The organism is Duganella kummerowiae (genome assembly GCF_053572355.1).
In genome coordinates, this window is the sequence record NZ_JBKFEH010000010.1 from 136,214 (window position 1) to 152,605 (window position 16,392).

General features: G+C 69.1%; 10 protein-coding genes. 5 read left to right on the forward strand and 5 right to left on the reverse strand.

The genetic code is table 11. The features are described 5' to 3' along the window. Window positions 1–507 precede the first annotated feature (507 nt). Both ACLB1G_RS14255 and ACLB1G_RS14260 read left to right on the forward strand, forming a co-directional pair. A complete protein-coding gene (locus ACLB1G_RS14255; protein ID WP_491627883.1) occupies window positions 508–1,515 on the forward strand; it encodes an adenosine deaminase in 1,008 nt (335 codons plus the stop codon). Window positions 1,516–1,518: 3 nt separating this feature from the next. Then, the gene (locus tag ACLB1G_RS14260) at window positions 1,519–4,050 is read left to right on the forward strand and encodes an ABC transporter permease (protein ID WP_491627884.1); all 2,532 of its coding nucleotides are present in this window, start codon (window positions 1,519–1,521) and stop codon (window positions 4,048–4,050) included. A gap of 8 nt (window positions 4,051–4,058) precedes the next feature. Here ACLB1G_RS14260 and ACLB1G_RS14265 read toward each other — a convergent pair whose 3' ends face one another. Further along, a complete protein-coding gene (locus ACLB1G_RS14265; RefSeq protein ID WP_491627885.1) occupies window positions 4,059–5,060 on the reverse strand; it encodes a response regulator in 1,002 nt (333 codons plus the stop codon). 8 nt (window positions 5,061–5,068) lie between these two features. After that, entirely contained in the window at window positions 5,069–6,355 is a 1,287-nt protein-coding gene (locus ACLB1G_RS14270; RefSeq protein WP_491627886.1) for a sensor histidine kinase, read from the reverse strand. A 160-nt stretch (window positions 6,356–6,515) separates the two neighbouring features. On the opposite strand from ACLB1G_RS14270, the gene cqsA reads away from it, so the two are divergent. The 3 genes from cqsA (at window position 6,516) to ACLB1G_RS14285 (ending at window position 9,536) form a co-directional block, all read left to right on the forward strand. Then, window positions 6,516–7,745, forward strand: a complete 1,230-nt coding sequence (gene cqsA / locus ACLB1G_RS14275; RefSeq protein WP_491627887.1) for an alpha-hydroxyketone-type quorum-sensing autoinducer synthase — start codon at window positions 6,516–6,518, stop codon at window positions 7,743–7,745. Between the two features lie 64 nt (window positions 7,746–7,809). Next, window positions 7,810–8,208: a group II truncated hemoglobin gene (locus ACLB1G_RS14280; protein WP_491627888.1), complete on the forward strand. Its 399-nt coding sequence runs from the start codon at window positions 7,810–7,812 to the stop codon at window positions 8,206–8,208. Between the two features lie 26 nt (window positions 8,209–8,234). Next, window positions 8,235–9,536 carry a DNA recombination protein RmuC gene (locus ACLB1G_RS14285; RefSeq protein WP_491627889.1) on the forward strand — a complete coding sequence of 434 codons (1,302 nt, stop codon included), beginning with the start codon at window positions 8,235–8,237 and terminating at the stop codon, window positions 9,534–9,536. Between the two features lie 3 nt (window positions 9,537–9,539). Here the strand turns inward: ACLB1G_RS14285 and moeA are convergent, their stop codons facing one another. The 3 genes from moeA to ACLB1G_RS14300 all read right to left on the reverse strand — a co-directional run bounded on the left by moeA (window position 9,540) and on the right by ACLB1G_RS14300 (window position 16,027). After that, window positions 9,540–11,456: a molybdopterin molybdotransferase MoeA gene (gene moeA / locus ACLB1G_RS14290; RefSeq protein ID WP_491627890.1), complete on the reverse strand. Its 1,917-nt coding sequence runs from the start codon at window positions 11,454–11,456 to the stop codon at window positions 9,540–9,542. Window positions 11,457–11,458: 2 nt separating this feature from the next. Then, window positions 11,459–12,568, reverse strand: a complete 1,110-nt coding sequence (gene moaA, locus ACLB1G_RS14295) for a GTP 3',8-cyclase MoaA (RefSeq protein WP_491627891.1) — start codon at window positions 12,566–12,568, stop codon at window positions 11,459–11,461. 141 nt (window positions 12,569–12,709) lie between these two features. Next, a complete protein-coding gene (locus ACLB1G_RS14300) occupies window positions 12,710–16,027 on the reverse strand; it encodes an Rne/Rng family ribonuclease (RefSeq protein ID WP_491627892.1) in 3,318 nt (1,105 codons plus the stop codon). Window positions 16,028–16,392: the final 365 nt, after the last annotated feature.

Consider the following 16,392-nt stretch of genomic DNA (forward strand, 5'->3'; position numbering starts at 1 on the left):
ACAAAGTCACGGGTCTTGGCAGCCTGTGCGCACCGCCCTGGCCCTTGGTGTTGTGCTTGCTCCTCTTGAATATTCTTGTTCTTGGTCCTCAGCTACCCTATGGCGGTACGGATTGCCCGTACCTTGGCGCTGGCATTGTTATGTGCCGGGCTGGGGTGGTTGCCGGCGTTTTGTGTGCTCTTCGTAATGCCTCTTACGTTGATGAAATTGATTATTGCTCTATTGGTGCAGGAAGTCAAAAGGTATGTCGCATTATGCTTAAAAATTAAATGTAATACCTTGATTTAAAAGAAGAAAATCCGCACGATACAATCAAATTCCATGGATTTTATGGCATTTTCCGGCGCTGTTTTCGCCACACGCCATGCCACAGTATCACGCCTGCCGCGCAGTTGCTGACGGCACGATAGCGGCGCCCCGGCGCGCCGCCCCGCCGGTGCCGCTGCCCTGGGGCCGTCCTTGCGTTAATATGCTGCGATCGACAGCTTTAACAGACAGGAACAGAACATGATGAATGACCAACTGCGCGCCGCCATCACCGGCATGCCCAAGGCGGAACTGCACATCCATATCGAGGGGTCGCTGGAACCGGAACTGATTTTCGCGCTGGCCGAACGCAATGGCGTGCAGCTGGCCTATCCGAACGTGGAAGCGCTGCGCGCGGCCTATGCCTTCACCGACCTGCAGTCTTTCCTCGACATTTATTACGCCGGCGCCAGCGTGCTGCTCCAGGAACAGGATTTCTATGACATGACGGCGGCCTACCTGAAACGCGCCGAAGCGGACAACGTGCGCCACACCGAAATCTTCTTCGACCCGCAGACCCACACCGCGCGCGGCGTGCCCATGGAAACGGTGATCAACGGCATCCACCGCGCCTGCCAGGACAGCCCGGTCAGCGCCACCCTGATCTTGTGCTTCCTGCGCCACCTGTCCGAGGAGGATGCGCTGGCCACGCTGGAAGCGGCGCTGCCCTACCGCGACAAGTTCATCGGCGTCGGCCTGGATTCGTCCGAGGTCGGCAACCCGCCCGAGAAATTCGCCCGCGTGTTTGCACGCAGCCGCGAACTGGGCCTGCACCTGGTGGCGCACGCCGGGGAGGAGGGCCCGCCGGCCTATATCGCAACGGCGCTGGACCTGCTGCAGGTGGAGCGCATCGACCACGGCGTACGCTGCCTGGAGGATGCGGCGCTGACCGCGCGCCTGGCGCGCGACCAGGTCGCGCTGACGGTGTGCCCGCTGTCCAACATCAAGCTGTGCGTATTCAAGGACATGGAACAGCACAACTTGCTGCAGCTGCTGGACGCCGGCCTGGCCGCCACCGTCAACTCGGACGACCCGGCCTACTTTGGCGGCTACCTGAACGACAATTTCATTGCCACCTTCGAGGCGCTGCCGATGGGCCTGTCGCATGCGCAGCGCCTGGCGCGCAACAGCTTCCAGGCCGCCTTCCTGCCGGACCAGCAGAAGCAGCGCTACCTGGCCGAGGTGGACGCTTACTTCGCGGCGCTGTAGGCCATGCTGCTCCAGGCCCTGCGCATGACGGCGCGCGACTGGCGCGCCGGCCAGCTGCGCTTCCTGCTGGTGGCGCTGACGGTGGCGGTGGCGGCCCTGTCGGCCACCGGCTTTTTCATCGACCGCCTGCGCAGCGGGCTGGAACGCGACGCCCACCAGCTGCTGGGCGCCGACGTGGTCATCAGCGCCGACCTGCCGGTGCGCGCCGAATGGCGCGCCGAGGCGCTGCGGCGCGGCCTGGCCGTGACCGACACCGTGACCTTCCCCAGCATGGCCTCGGCCGGCCAGGGCGAGCAGTCGCAATCGCAGCTGGCCGCCATCAAGGCGGTCGGTCCCGGCTATCCGCTGCGCGGCCAGCTCAAGACCACCACCGATCCGGTCCAGGCCGAGCAAAGCCAGGGCCAGCCGGCCGGGGACATCCCGGCGCGCGGCACGGTGTGGGCCGATCCCGGCCTCCTGGGCGCCATCCATACCCGGGTGGGCGGCACCATACGCCTGGGCGAGCGCAGCTTCACGGTGGCGCGCCTGATCGCCTCCGAGCCGGACAAGGGCGCCTCCTTCATGAATTTCGCGCCGCGCGTGATGCTGGCGCTGGACGACCTGCCGTCCACCAATCTGATACAGCCCGGTTCGCGGGTCGGCTACCGCCTGCTGGCGGCCGCCCCCACGGCGGCCCAGGCGCCGCGCGCGGCCGCATTCGAGCAATGGCTGCAGGCACAGATCAAGCGTGACAATATCAAGGGCGTGCGGGTCGAGTCGCTGGAGTCGGGCCGGCCCGAGATGCGCGCCACCCTGGAGCGGGCCGACCGCTTCCTGTCGCTGGTGGGCTTGCTGTCGGCCATGCTGGCGGCGGTGGCGGTGGCCATGGCGGCGCGCCGCTTCATGCTGCGCCACCTGGACGCCTGCGCCATGCTGCGCTGCCTGGGCCTGACCCAGAACCAGGTCAGCGCCATCTACCTGCTGGAATTCCTGCTGGTGGGCCTGGCCGGCAGCGCGCTGGGCGTGGCGGTGGGGTTCGGCGGCCACTACGTGCTGCTGGAAGTGCTGGGCAAGCTGGTCTCGGCCGACCTGCCGCCGCCCACCGTGTGGCCGGCCCTGCAGGGCGTGGCCACCGGCATGCTGCTGCTGGTGGGCTTTGCGCTGCCGCCCGTGCTGCAGCTGCGTAACGTGCCGCACAACCGGGTGATACGGCGCGAGCAGGGCGCGCCACGCCCCATGGCGCTGGCCACCTACGGACTGGGCCTGGCCAGCTTCGGCGCCCTGCTGTACTGGCAGGCCGGCGACCCCCAGCTGGCGCTGTACACCGGCCTGGGGTTCCTGGCCGCGCTGGCCCTGTTCGCGCTGGTGGGCTGGCTGGGGCTGGCCTCGCTGAAATCGCTGCGCGGCGCCATCGACCATCAAAGCTGGCGCTTTGCCGTCACCTCGCTGCAGCGCCGCCCCGGCGCCACCGTGGTGCAGATCGTGTCGCTGGCGCTGGGCCTGATGGCGCTGCTGGTGCTGACCGTGGTGCGCGGCGATCTGATGGACGCCTGGCGCAAGGCCACGCCGCCCGATGCGCCGAATCGCTTCATCATCAACATCCAGCCGGAGCAGCAGGCCGATATCGCCCGGCGCCTGCGCGCCGCCGGGGTGGCCTATGCGCCGCAATATCCGATGATACGGGGCCGCCTGACGGCCGTGAACGGCAGGCCGGTGACGGCCGAGACCTACCAGGAAGACCGCGCGCGCGGCCTGGCCGACCGCGAATTCAACCTGTCCACCATGGCCACCATGCAGGCCGAGAACAAGCTCAGCGCCGGGCGCTGGTTCCAGGACCGGCCGGGCCAGCCCGAAGCCTCGGTCGAGGAGGGCATCGCCAAGACGCTGCGCTGGAAGCTGGGCGACCAGCTGCGCTTCGATATCGCCGGCACTCCGGTGGACGTCACCATCACCAGCCTGCGCAAGCTGGACTGGGGTTCCATGCGGGTCAACTTCTTCGTCATCATCAACCCGGCCGCGATGACCGAGGTGTCGCAAAGCTGGATCACGGCCTTCCACCTGCCGGCTGGACAGGGCGCGGTGATGAACGCCCTGACGCGCGACTATCCCAACCTGACCGTGGTCGACGTCAGCGGCCTGCTGCGCCAGGTGCAGGCGGTGCTGGACCAGGTGGTGATGGCGGTGCAGTTCCTGTTCATCTTCACCCTGGCCTCCGGGGTGCTGGTGCTGTACGCGGCCCTGATGGGATCGCAGGACGAGCGGGTCCGCGAAGCCGGCCTGCTGCGCGCGCTGGGGGCGACCCGGCGCCAGCTGTCGCAGGCGCAGCTGATCGAGTTCGCCCTGGTCGGTTCGGTGGCGGGCTTGCTGGCGGCCAGCGGCGCGGCCGCCATGGGCTGGGCCCTGGCCACCTGGCAGTTCAAGTTCGAGTGGAGCTTCAGTCCCGTGGTGTGGGGCGCCGGCCTGCTGGCCGGGGCCGCCTGCGCCATCGCGGGCGGATGGCTGGGCCTGCGCAACGTGCTGCGCCAGCCGCCCCTGCAGACCCTGCGCGAGGCCTGAGCCCGGTCCTAGTTTCCGCCGGCCCGGTGCTGGCGCAGGAAATCGCTGTAGGCCCAGGGCTGGCGGCTGAAATAGTGGGGCGGCAGCTCGAACAGGGCCCACAGGTAGCGCTCGCGGCCCTGGCACACCTGGGGCGCGGCGCAATAGCGGTGCCAGCTGTTGCCCACGCGCGGCTGGTACATGCCGTCGCCGCCGGCGTCGCTGAAAAAGGGCAGTATCCGCCTTTCCTGCAGGGCCGCCAGCAGCGAGGGCGGCGCCTCGCTGTCGCGCGCGATCTCGAACTGGGCGCACATGCCCTGTTCGGTCTCGACCACCATCAGCGTGGCCTTGCCATGCTTGTCCAGGAACAGGATGCCGCTCGGGTTGGGAAAGATGTAGTGCTCGACAAAGCCATGCTCGCGGCACAGCGAGCGCACCAGGGCCGCCAGCGCCGGGTCGCCCAGGAAGCGGAAGTCGTGCTGCAGCACCAGTTCGCGCAGGCTTTCGGACTGGGCCGCGAAATACGCCTGTTGCAGCTCGTGGATGGAGGCTTCCAGCAGGTCCAGGGCGCCGTCGTCGCTTTTCTTGATGTAGCGGTCGATCAGGCCGCGGTTGAAGGCGGTGACGGCGATTTTCTCGTCGGCCGCGCCGGTAAACAGGATTTTCCTGCACGGCAGGCCGCGCAAGGCCAGGCAGAATTCCAGCCCGTTCATCTGCGGCATGGAATAGTCCACCACCAGCACCGAGGGCGTGGCGAAGCGCTCCGGATATTCGCACAGGCGGTAGATGCGCTCCACGTCCAGCGCCACGTTGCGCTGTTCGGCGCCCAGGTTGGGCGCGTCGAAATCGGCGTGCAGCGGAGCCCGTCCGGCGCCCGCATGGCGGCCCATCCACTCCAGCGCCGCGTGGCTGTCGTGGAAGGTGCGCGCGGCCAGCATGGGATCGAGCTGGAACGACAGGCTGCTGAGGAAGGAATCGCTGTCGTCCACCAGCACGGTCATGGTCGGATGGGCGTACACGGGCAGTTGCATGGCGGACCTCAGCGGGGCGGGATGCGGGGGAAGTCGAGCACGAACACGGCGTAGGCGCTCTCGCGCGAGACGCAGCGGATGCCGCCGTCCCACGCCTGCACGATGTCGCGGCACAGGGCCAGGCCGATGCCGGTGCCCTGGTGCCTGGGATGGGAATAAAAGCGTCGGAAGATCAGCGCCTGGTGGCGCGCCGCCACACCGCAGCCGGTGTCGATGAACAGCAGGCGCGGGCGCGCGCGGGCGCCGTCCACGATGATGCGCACCCGGCCCTTGCCGGCGCGCTGTACGGCCTTGAGCGCGTTGCGCAGCAAATTGAGCAGCACCACCACCGCCAGGTCGGCCTGGCCGGCGAACAAGAAGTCGCGCCGCACCTCCACCGCCACGCTGCGCTGCTGGGCCGCGCTGCCGAACGGGTAGCGCCGCATCATCTGCTCCAGGCTGTGCGCCATGGAGACCTGCTCGCGCGGCCCCAGCGGCCGTTCGGCCGCGGTGGCGCTGTGCAGGAACAGGTCTATCATGTGGTTCATGTGGCGCACCTCGAACTGGATGCGGGCCAGCGCGTCCATGCTGTCGATGCGGGGCGCCGGCCCGGCCGCCGGCCCGCCCGCGCCGGCCGCCAGCTGGCGCAGCAGGCCGCGCACATTGGCCTCCACGCTGACCAGCGGCGTGCGCAGCTCGTGCGACACGGTGGCCAGTCCTGCCCCCAGGCCGGCCAGGCGCTCCTGCTCCAGGGCGTCGCGGCTGATGCGGGCCGCCGACAGCACGGCAATGGCGAACAGGTGGATGGGCGGCTGCACCAGCATGGCCGGCTGCAGCAGCAGTTCGCCCATGCCCTGCGCCGCCACCGCCGCGCAGGCCGCCGTGATGCCCAGCAGGTAGGCGCTGGCGGCGATCCAGAAATCGAAGTGGAACACCACCACCACGCTGACCAGCAGCGACTCGGTCCAGATCGGCCCGGCATGGTTGCGCAAGCACATGTAGGTGAAGAAGAAGGGCAGGATGTAGGCCAGCGCCACCACCAGGTAGGCGTCCAGCCAGCGCCGGGGAAAGCGGCGCGCGAACAGGCCCAGCAGGCACAGCGCCATGGCCACCGCCCGCAGCGGCAGCGATTCATATTCGGCCGGCCAGACCCGGTGCCACAGCAGGTAGCACAGGGGATTGCCGAGCGCGCCGATGCGCGCCAGCAGCAGCACGCGCGTGACCGCGTAGCTGGTACGGCTGTCGCGGGCGGCCGGACGCAGCTGGCGCCAAGTTCGGCGCCAGCGGCTGGGAGCGGGCAAAGGGTCGCTGTACATGGTGGGCTTTGATTTCGATCAAGGCCCCATCATCTCCCGGTTTTGCAACGGAGTTCTGTGTTTCAGGGCAATCATTGATACGAATCAATTCCCCTGTGTGGCCCTGGCGGCATGTTCTTGCTGTAGCTCACTAAAAACCAACTAGGGGATGATGATGACCATGACGATCAGTAAAGGTGCCGCCGAGCACCGCCTGCCCGACTATGTGCGCCGCCGCATGGATGGGCATTACGTGACCCGCATCGAGCAACTGCTGGGCGGCGAGCATCCGCATGCATGGCAGCCGGTGCCGCCCCAGGCCATCCTGCTGGCCGGCAACGATTACCTGTGCCTGGCCGGCGAGCCGGCCCTGGTGCAGGCGCAGGCGCGCACCCTGCAGGCCGGCGGCCAGGGCGGACTGCTGATGTCGGCCGTCTACCTGCAGGAGGGCAGCGCCCAGCACCGGCTGGAGGCCCGGCTGGCCTCCTTCATGCGTGCCGAGGATGGCATCCTGACCCAGTCCGGCTGGACCGCCAACACGGGCCTGGTGCAATGCCTGGCGGCCGAAGGCGTGCCGGTCTACCTGGACATGCAGGCGCACGCCTCGCTGTGGGAGGGCGTGCAGTCGGCCGGCGCCACGCCGCTGGGCTTCCTGCACAACGACCTGGAGCACCTGGAGCGCCAGCTGCGCAGGCACGGCGGCGGCGTGATCGCGGTGGACGCCGTCTACAGCACCGACGGCAGCGTGGCCCCGCTGGCCGGGGTGGTGGCCCTGGCCGAGCGTCACGGCTGCGTGCTGATCCTGGATGAATCGCACTCGCTGGGCACCCACGGTCCGGGCGGCGCCGGGCTGGCGGTCGCTTGCGGGCTGCAGGACCGGGTGCATTTCCGCACCGCCTCGCTGGCCAAGGCCTTTGCCGGGCGCGCCGGCTTCATCACCTGTTCCAGCCGCTTCAAGGGCTATTTCCTGGCCGAGTCGCGCCCGGCCATATTCAGTTCCTGTTTGCTGTCGCACGAGCTGGCGTGGTTCGACGCCGCCATCGACTTCATCGCCGCCGCCGACCTGCGCCGCGCCCGGCTGCAAGAGCACGCGCGCCGCTTGCGCGCCGGACTGGAGGACCTGGGCTACCACCTGGAGGGCAGCGAGCAGATCGTGGCGCTGGAACCGGGTTCCGAGCCGCGCACGCTGGCGCTGCGCAAGGCGCTCGAGCGGCACGGCGTGTACGGCGCCATGTTCTGCGCCCCGGCCACGGCCAGGAACCGTGCGTTGGTGCGGCTGACCCTGAACGCCGGCCTGAGCCAGGCCCAGATGGCGCAGCTGCTGGGCGCCTGCGCCGCCGTGCGCGAGCAGCTCGACCTGGCCAGCTGGTCGTCGACCCGGCGCGCGCGGCGCCAGCTCGCTGCGGCGTGAGGGCGGGCCGCCCGGGCGGGGCCGCCCAGGCGGGGCCGCCCAGGCCGGGCCCGGGTGCGCTATGATGGCGCCTATGACTGAATCACGCACCCTGTATGAAGTGATCGGCGGCGAGGCGCGCGTGCGCGACATGGTCGACCGGTTCTACGACCTGATGGAGCTGGAGCCGGAATTCGCCCAGCTGCGCGCCACCCATCCCCCCACGCTGGACAATGCGCGCGAGCGGCTGTTCATGTTCCTGAGCGGCTGGATGGGCGGACCCGACCTGTATATCGAAAAGCACGGCCATCCGCGCCTGCGCATGCGCCACATGCCGTTCGCCATCGGCACCGTGGAGCGCGACCAATGGCTGCGCTGCATGGCCTGGGCCATGGAGGATGTCGGCATAGCGGAGGCCCTGCGCGTGCGCCTGATGGAATCGTTCTACCAGACTGCCGACTGGATGCGCAACAAGCCCGACTAAGGTGCGCATATGCAGGTATCCATCCCATGAACGCCATTGAATTCTATGTGCTGCTGGCGCTGGCCGTGGCGGTGCTGGCGCTGCAAGCCGCGCTGCTGCTGCGCCGGCGCGGCGCCGACGGTGCGGTGGCCGAACGCATCGAGCGGGTCGAGCGCGAGGTGCGCCTGCAGCTGCAGGCCACGGCGCAGGCGGCCGGAGTCGCCAGCGCCCAGCAGTTCGAGGCCATGCGGCGCCAGATCGAATCGCAGGCCCTGAGCGGGCGCGAGGAGCAGGCTCGCAGCCTGAAACTGTTCGCCGACAGCACCAACCAGACCCTGGCCCGCCTGGCCGAATCGCACGCCCAGCGCATGCAGGAAGTGCGCGCCACGCTGGAGCAAAAGATCCGCGAGCTGCAGGCCGACAATGGCCAACGCCTGGAGGAGATGCGCAAGACCGTCGACGAAAAGCTGCACACCACGCTGGAAACGCGCCTGAGCGAGTCGTTCCGCCAGGTGTCGGAGCGGCTCGAACGCGTGCACCAGGGCCTGGGCGAAATGCAGCAGCTGGCCCTGGGCGTAGGCGACCTCAAACGCGTGCTGACCAATGTCAAGGCGCGCGGCACCTGGGGCGAGGTGCAGCTGGAAATGCTGCTGGAGCAGGTCTTGACGCCCGACCAGTATGGCAAGAATGTGGAAACCATCGCCGGCAGCGGCGCCCGGGTCGAGTTCGCGCTCAAGCTGCCGGGCCAGGCCGAGCGCGGCGCGCCCGTGTGGATGCCGATCGACGCCAAGTTCCCCAAGGAGCAGTACGAGCGCCTGCTGGACGCGGCCGATCGGGCCGACGCCGACGGCGTGGCGGCCGCTGGCCGCGAGCTGGAAAAGGCGGTGCGCACGGAAGCGAAAACCATTGCGGAAAAATACCTGGCGCCGCCGCACACCACCGACTTCGCCATCCTGTTCCTGCCTACCGAGGGCTTGTACGCGGAAGTGATGCGCCGTCCCGGCCTGGCCGACGAGCTGCAGCGCACGCAGCGCATCAGCATTGCCGGGCCGTCGACCCTGGCGGCCCTGCTCAACAGCCTGCAGATGGGCTTCCGCAGCCTGGCGCTGGAGCGCCGCTCGTCCGAGGTGTGGCAGGTGCTGGGCGCGGTCAAGACCGAGTTCGCCAAGTTCGGCGATGTGCTGTCCAGCACCCGGCTGGCGCTGGAGCGCGCCGCCAGGAATATCGAATCGGCCGAAACGCGCAGCCGCCAGATGACGCGCAAGCTCAAATCGGTGGAAGCCCTGCCCAGCGAGGCGGCCCAGCTGCTGCTGGGGCCTGACGGGACCGACGACGCCGATCCCGCCTAGCCGCTACAGCAGGCCGTGGAAGGGGATGATGTCCACGGTGGCGCCGGCCGCCACCGCGCCCTGTTCCTCGGGCAGCACCACGATACAGTTGGCCTCGGCCATGGAGCGCAATATGCCCGAGCCCTGTTCGCCGGTCAGGCGCACCTGCGGGCGGCCATCCCCCCCGGTGGACAGTATGCCGCGCTGGAATTCGGTGCGGCCGGGGCGCTTGCGGATGGGCGCCTGGGCGCGCGCCTGCAGCAGCGGCAGCGGCGCCTCGGCCCCCATCATGCGCAGCAGGGCCGGGCGGGCGAAGAAGTAGAACGACACCATCACCGCCACCGGGTTGCCGGGCAGGCCGAACAGCCAGGCGCCGCCGCTGCCGCCGGTGCCGCCGATGCGTCCGAAGGCCAGCGGCCGGCCGGGGCGCATGTTGAGCTGCCAGAACGCCACCTCGCCCAGCCTGGCCATGATGTCGCGCGTGTAGTCGGCCGCGCCCACCGAGACCCCGCCGGACGTGATGACGGCGTCCGCATGGCCGCTGGCGGTGCGCAGCGCCTGCTCCAGCGCGGCCGGATCGTCGCGCACGATGCCCATGTCGATGAGGTCGCAGCCCAGGCGCTGCAGCATGCCGTACAGGGTGTAGCGGTTGCTGTCGTAGACGCAGCCGTTGTCCAGCGGTTCGCCCAGCGAGCGCAGTTCGTCGCCGGTGGAGAAGAAGGCCACCCGCAGGCGGCGCCGGACGGCCACTTCGGCCAGGCCCAGCGAGGCCACCAGGCCCAGGTCGGCCGGACGCAGCACGCGGCCGGCGGCCAGCGCCACGCCGCCGGCCTTCAGGTCTTCGCCGGCGTAGCGGCGGTTGTCGCCGGTGCGCACCGCGCCATGGGCGATGGTCACGCTGTGATCGGTGATGGCGGCCGCCAGCTCCTGCGGCAGCACGGTGTCGCAGCCGGCCGGGATGGCGGCGCCGGTCATGATGCGCACGCACTCGCCGGGCGCCACCTCCAGGCTGGCCGGGCGCCCGGCGTAGGCGACGCCGGCCACGCGCAGGGTCACGGGCGGCGCGCCTTCGGCCGGCAGGTCGGCGCCGCGCAGGGCGTAGCCGTCCATGGCCGAGTTGTCGTAGGCCGGCACGTTGATGGGAGAGACGATGTCCTGCGCCAGCACCCGGTCCAGGGCGCTGCGCAGCGCCACCTTCTCGTAGCCGGTGACGGGAGCGACGGCGCCGTTGATCAGGCGCTGGGCGTCGCGCACGGCCAGGGCGTTGGCGTCATAGCCGGGCAGGGCGGCGGTGGCGGCGGCCAGGGTGGCCTGGGCATGGCGCTGCAGCTCCTCCAGGGTGTTGAGGTTGCGGAAGGCTGCCGCGTCCTCGAACAGCACTTCGGCCGTGCGCAGGGTCTGGAACCAGCCTTCCATGCGGCGCGCGCCGGTGGACAGGTGGGCCTCCAGCTGTGGCAGCAAGCCGGTTTTCAGCAGGGCGAACACGGGATGGAGCTGGCGCCGCGGCGCGCCGTCCTCATCGGGCTCCATGGTCACGGCCACGGCCAGGTCGGCGTCCTGCGCCGCCAGCGCCTGCAGCAGGCGCTGCGCCAAGTCGGGCGGCAGGAAAGGGGTGTCGCAGGGCGCGGTCAGCAGCAGCGCGGTGCGGCAATGGCGCAGGCCCGCATGCAGGCCGGCCAGCGGGCCCTCGTAGCTGCCCACTTCATCGGCCAGCACGGGGGCGGCGGCGCGGCCGGTGGCATCCAGCAGGGCCTGGTACTGGGCCTGGTTGCGGTTGGCGTTGACCAGCAAGCCGTCGACCTGCGGCGCCAGCCGTTCCAGCACATGGTCCGCCAGTGTGGCGCCCCGGAACGGTTGCAATCCCTTGTCGACGCGGCCCATGCGGGTCCCGCGTCCGCCGGCCAGCAGCAGGCCGGTGATCTGGTAGTCTGGTTGCGACAAGCTCATCCCCCGATATAAGACATTTCCACTTTGTTTGCACGGCGCGACAGGCCGGCCGTGTCGATGGTGCGCAGTTCCGAATAGCGGTCGGCGCGGCGCCGCCACAGCTGGGCCAGCGCATTGGCGATTTCCAGGTCGCTGCGGCCGCCGCGCAGCAGGGCGCGCAGGTCGTGGCCGCTGCTGGCGAACAGGCAGGTGTAAAGCTTGCCTTCGGTCGACAGGCGGGCGCGCGTGCAGTCGCGGCAGAAGGCCTGGGTCACGCTGGAAATGACGCCGATTTCGCCGGCGCCGTCGGCGTAGCGCCAGCGGCTGGCGGTCTCGCCGCTGTAGTTGGCGTCCAGCGGCAGCAGCGGCATCTCGGCCGAGATGCGGCGCACCACCTCGGACGAGGGGATCACCTCGTCCATCTTCCAGCCGTTGGAGGCGCCCACGTCCATGTATTCGATGAAGCGCAGGATGTAGGGCGAGCCCTTGAAATGGCGCGCCATGGGCAGGATCTCGCCATCGTTCATGCCGCCCTTGACCACCATGTTGACCTTGATCGGCCCCAGGCCGGCCTGGTGCGCCGCGTCCAGTCCCTCGAGCACGTCCCCGACGTCGAAATCGACGTCGTTCATGCGGCGGAATACCTGGTTGTCGAGGGCGTCCAGCGACACGGTGACGCGCTGCAGTCCGGCATCCTTGAGCGACTGCGCCTTGCGCGCCAACAGCGAGGCATTGGTGGTCAGGGTCAGGTCCAGCGGCTGGCCGCTGGCGGTGCGCAGTTCGGCCAGCATGCCGATCAGCCGTTCCAGGTCCTTGCGCAGCAGCGGTTCGCCACCGGTCAGCCGTATTTTTTCCACCCCATGCTGGACGAAGATGCGCGCCAGGCGCGTGATTTCCTCGAACGACAGCAGGGCGTGGTGCGGCAGGTAGGGGTAGTCCTTGTCGAAGATGTGCTTGGGCATGCAGTACACGCAGCGGAAATTGCAGCGGTCCGTGACCGAGATGCGCAGGTCGTGCAGCTGCCGCCCCAGGCTGTCGCCCAGCAGGCCGCTGGGTTGTTCCAGCCGCTCGGGAATGGGCGGCGCGACCTGGCGGTGGTCGGCGACGAGGATGATCTTTTCAGCCATGTTTGCAGTCTTAGCTTGGTTATGCGTAGCAATAAGCGGGTAACCATATCACGAGCGCCGCGCCGCCGTCATTGACCGCGGCAAAGCAGCATGAAAAAAGGGAAGCCGGAGCTTCCCTTTTTTTGCTGCGGCAGTCCGCGATCAGCGGCGGGTGCTGACCTGGACCAGCGGCTCGTCCACTTGCGGCGGCAGCGGCTTGCGCTCGCGCGGCACGCGCACCGGGGCCGGCGCCTGGGCGGCCGCTTCCTGGGCCGCGCGCAGCTTGGCCGGGTCGGTGGCGGCCAGGGTCAGTCCGGCGGCGCTGAGGATGGCTTGCAGGTCGGCGCTGGCGCTGGAGGGCGCTGCGGCGGCCGGAGCCGAAACTGGAGCCGGAGCCGCAGCTGGCGCCGGAGCCTGGGCGGCGGCGGTTACCGGTGCGGGGGCGGGAGCCACGGGCGGGACCGCCGACAGGGCGGCCACCGGATCGTCCGACACCTTGGGATCGGCCGAGGCCGGTTCCACGGCTTCGGCAGCCGGTACGGCGTGCGCCACGGCTGCCGGCGCAACCTGGGCTACGGCGGGCGCGGGCGCCGGTTCAGCAGCGCCCGCCGGCGCTGCTGCCGGTTCCGCGGCTGCTGCGGCAGGCGCGGCAGATGCTGGAGGCGCTGAGGCGTTGGCTTCGGCGGACACTGCGGCCGGGACTTCCGTCACGGCGGTCGGCGCGGGGGCGGCGTCAGCAGCCGGCTTCTCGTAGGCGTATTCCGCTGCGGGAGCCGGTTCCGGGTCGGCCAGGGCGGCTACCACGGGCGCGGCCTCGGCCAGCACCGGGGAGCTGCCTGCAGCGCCAGCTTCCACCGGTGCGGGCGCCGTGGTGGCGCCGGCTGCAGGCGCAGCAGCAGCCTCGGCTGGCTGGACAGCGTCAGCCACAGCTGCCGGGGCTTGCTCCGCCACGGCTGGGACGGCTTGCCCCGCAGCGGCCGGGGTCTCAACAGCAGCTGCCGGGGCCTCTACAGCAGCGGCCGGGGCCTCCACAGCAGCGGCCGGTGGGGCTGCCACAGGAGCGGCTTGCCCGGCGTTCTCTGCCGCCGCCTGCGGCGCGCTGGCGGCAGGAAGTTGTGCGCCCTCGGCGGCTTCCGCCGCCACTGGCTGGCCGGCTTCGCCGTCCACGCCGTCCTGGCCTTCCACGCCTTCCACACCGTCGCGCTCGCGGCGGTTGCGGTTACGGCCGCCACGGCGGCGGCGGCGGCGCGGTTCCTCGCCGTCCACGGCTTCCACTTCCTCGCCATCGGGGCCGGTTTGCGGCGCCGATTTCGGGATGGCGGCGTCGACGGCCGGGTCGTTGCCCGGCACCGGAGCGGCGGCGTTCAGCGCCAGTTCCTCGGCTTTGTCGGCGGATTGGGCCTTGTCGGCGCGCGGTTCACGCGGCGGACGCGGCGGGCGTTCGGCGCGCTCGCGCTGCACCGGGGCCTCGGCGTTGGCGGCGCTGGCGCCGTCGCGCGCTTCACGCGCCGTGTCCCGGCCTTCACGCGGTTCGCGCGGCGGACGCGGCGGACGGGCCGGACGGCCTTCGGCCGCCTTCACGCTGTCTTCCTGGGCCGGACGGGCCGCGCCCGGCTCGCGCTCGTCGCGCGCCTTGCCGTTGCGGCCGCGGCTGCGCTGGCCACGGCCATTGCGGTCGGTGGCGGCGGCGCGCTCGCCGGACGGGGCCTTGACCACGATGGTGGGCGCCACCGGGGTGGGGGCCGGGGCCGGTCCCGGGTTCAGGAAGCTGAACAGCTTCTGGAAGAAGCCCTGCTTGACCGGGGTCGGGGCCGGCGCCGGTGCGCCCACGGTGACCGATTCGATCTGCTTGTTGCGGTCCACCATGGGAGCCGGCTGGTCCGGGGTGATGGTCTTGACCACGGCTTCCTGGCGCGGCTTGGCTTCTTCCTTCTGGCGCTTGTTGTAGGCCATGTCGGTTTCGGCCTGCTCGGCCAGGGTGTAGCTGGCGGCGCTGTCTTCCAGGCGCGGATCGTCGTGCTTGATGCGTTCCAGCTTGTAGTGCGGGGTTTCCAGGTGCTTGTTGGGCACCAGGATCACGGTGATGCGGTGGCGGGTCTCGATCTTCAGCACTTCGCCGCGCTTTTCGTTCAGCAGGAAGGCCGCCACGTCCACTGGCACCTGCACGTGGATGGTGGCCGAGTTTTCCTTCATGGCCTCTTCCTGGATAATGCGCAGCACCTGCAGGGCGGACGATTCGGTATCGCGGATGTGGCCGGTGCCGGAGCAGCGCGGGCAAGTCACGTGCGAGCCTTCCGACAGCGACGGACGCAGGCGCTGGCGCGACAGTTCCATCAGGCCGAAGCGGGAAATCTTGCCCATCTGGACGCGGGCGCGGTCGTGGTGCAGGGCGTCTTTCAGGCGCTGCTCGACTTCGCGCTGGTTCTTGGCCACTTCCATGTCGATGAAGTCGATCACGATCAGGCCGCCCAGGTCGCGCAGGCGCAGCTGGCGGGCCACTTCCTCTGCCGCTTCGCAGTTGGTGTTGAAGGCGGTGGTTTCGATGTCCGAGCCGCGCGTGGCGCGGGCCGAGTTGACGTCCACCGACACCAGCGCTTCGGTGTGGTCGATCACGATGGCGCCGCCGGAGGGCAGCGGCACGGTGCGCGAATACGCGGTTTCGATCTGGTGTTCGATCTGGAAGCGCGAGAACAGCGGCACGTCGTCGCTGTAGCGTTTCACGCGGTGCACCATGTCGGGCATCACGTGGCTCATGAACTGGTGGGCCTGCTCGTAGATATCGTCGGTATCGATCAGGATTTCGCCGATATCGGGCTGGAAGTAGTCGCGGATGGCGCGGATGACCAGCGACGATTCCTGGTAGATCAGGAAGGCGCCCGGGGCCGACTTGCCGGCGCCCTCGATGGCGCGCCACAGCTGCATCAGGTAGTTCAAATCCCACTGCAGTTCATCGACGTTGCGGCCGATGCCTGCCGTGCGGGCAATCACGGACATGCCAGGCGGCAAGTCCAGCTTGTCCATGGTTTCGCGCAGTTCCTGGCGTTCCTCGCCCTCGACACGGCGCGATACGCCGCCGCCGCGCGGGTTGTTGGGCATCAGCACCAGGTAGCGGCCGGCCAGGGAGATGAAGGAGGTCAGGGCGGCGCCCTTGTTGCCGCGCTCTTCCTTTTCCACCTGGACCATGATTTCCTGGCCTTCGCGCAGGGCTTCCTTGATGGTGGCGTTGCGCACGTCCACACCTTCGCGGAAGTAAGTGCGGGCTACTTCCTTGAACGGCAGGAAACCGTGGCGATCTTCGCCGTAGCTGACGAAGCAGGCTTCCAGCGAGGGCTCGATGCGGGTGATCACGCCCTTGTAGATATTGGATTTGCGCTGCTCGCGGCCGGCGGTTTCGATGTCGATGTCGATCAGTTTCTGACCATCAACAATTGCGACGCGCAATTCTTCTTGCTGCGTCGCATTAAACAACATGCGTTTCATTTTTATTAACTCCGCGACCCTAAGGCCATCTGTGCCGCTCCGGAGAGCGGCGTGGTACAGGGATATACGCGCGAATTAATCTGCTTGCGGGGGTATGCCCGATAATGCGGCGCAGTGGCTGGCACTGCCGCACAGGGCGCTGAGGTCGATCGTCATGCCGCGGGCTCGGCATCACCTGCGCCGCTTCCATGCTGCCGGTAAACGGCGCAGAGAGGCGCAGGCGGTGAGCGTCAACACGGCCGGATCCTGGCCAGGCTTGCATATCACAAGTGCAACAACTTCGGCTGTCATCAGCCGTCAGTCAATAGCTTGCAATAAAGCATGGGGTCCGGCAAACACGGCAAGCGTTATCAACTTCATCATCA

Bases quoted from the DNA above. Each gene is read 5' to 3' on its own strand.
- ACLB1G_RS14260 (WP_491627884.1), top strand. From the start codon at position 1,519: ATGCTGCTCCAGGCCCTGCGCATGACGGCGCGCGACTGGCGCGCCGGC.
- ACLB1G_RS14265 (WP_491627885.1), bottom strand. From the start codon at position 5,060: ATGCAACTGCCCGTGTACGCCCATCCGACCATGACCGTGCTGGTGGAC.
- moaA (WP_491627891.1), bottom strand. From the start codon at position 12,568: ATGGCTGAAAAGATCATCCTCGTCGCCGACCACCGCCAGGTCGCGCCG.
- cqsA (WP_491627887.1), top strand. From the start codon at position 6,516: ATGACGATCAGTAAAGGTGCCGCCGAGCACCGCCTGCCCGACTATGTG.
- ACLB1G_RS14285 (WP_491627889.1), top strand. From the start codon at position 8,235: ATGAACGCCATTGAATTCTATGTGCTGCTGGCGCTGGCCGTGGCGGTG.
- ACLB1G_RS14280 (WP_491627888.1), top strand. From the start codon at position 7,810: ATGGCGCCTATGACTGAATCACGCACCCTGTATGAAGTGATCGGCGGC.
- ACLB1G_RS14300 (WP_491627892.1), bottom strand. From the start codon at position 16,027: ATGAAACGCATGTTGTTTAATGCGACGCAGCAAGAAGAATTGCGCGTC.
- ACLB1G_RS14255 (WP_491627883.1), top strand. From the start codon at position 508: ATGATGAATGACCAACTGCGCGCCGCCATCACCGGCATGCCCAAGGCG.
- ACLB1G_RS14270 (WP_491627886.1), bottom strand. From the start codon at position 6,355: ATGTACAGCGACCCTTTGCCCGCTCCCAGCCGCTGGCGCCGAACTTGG.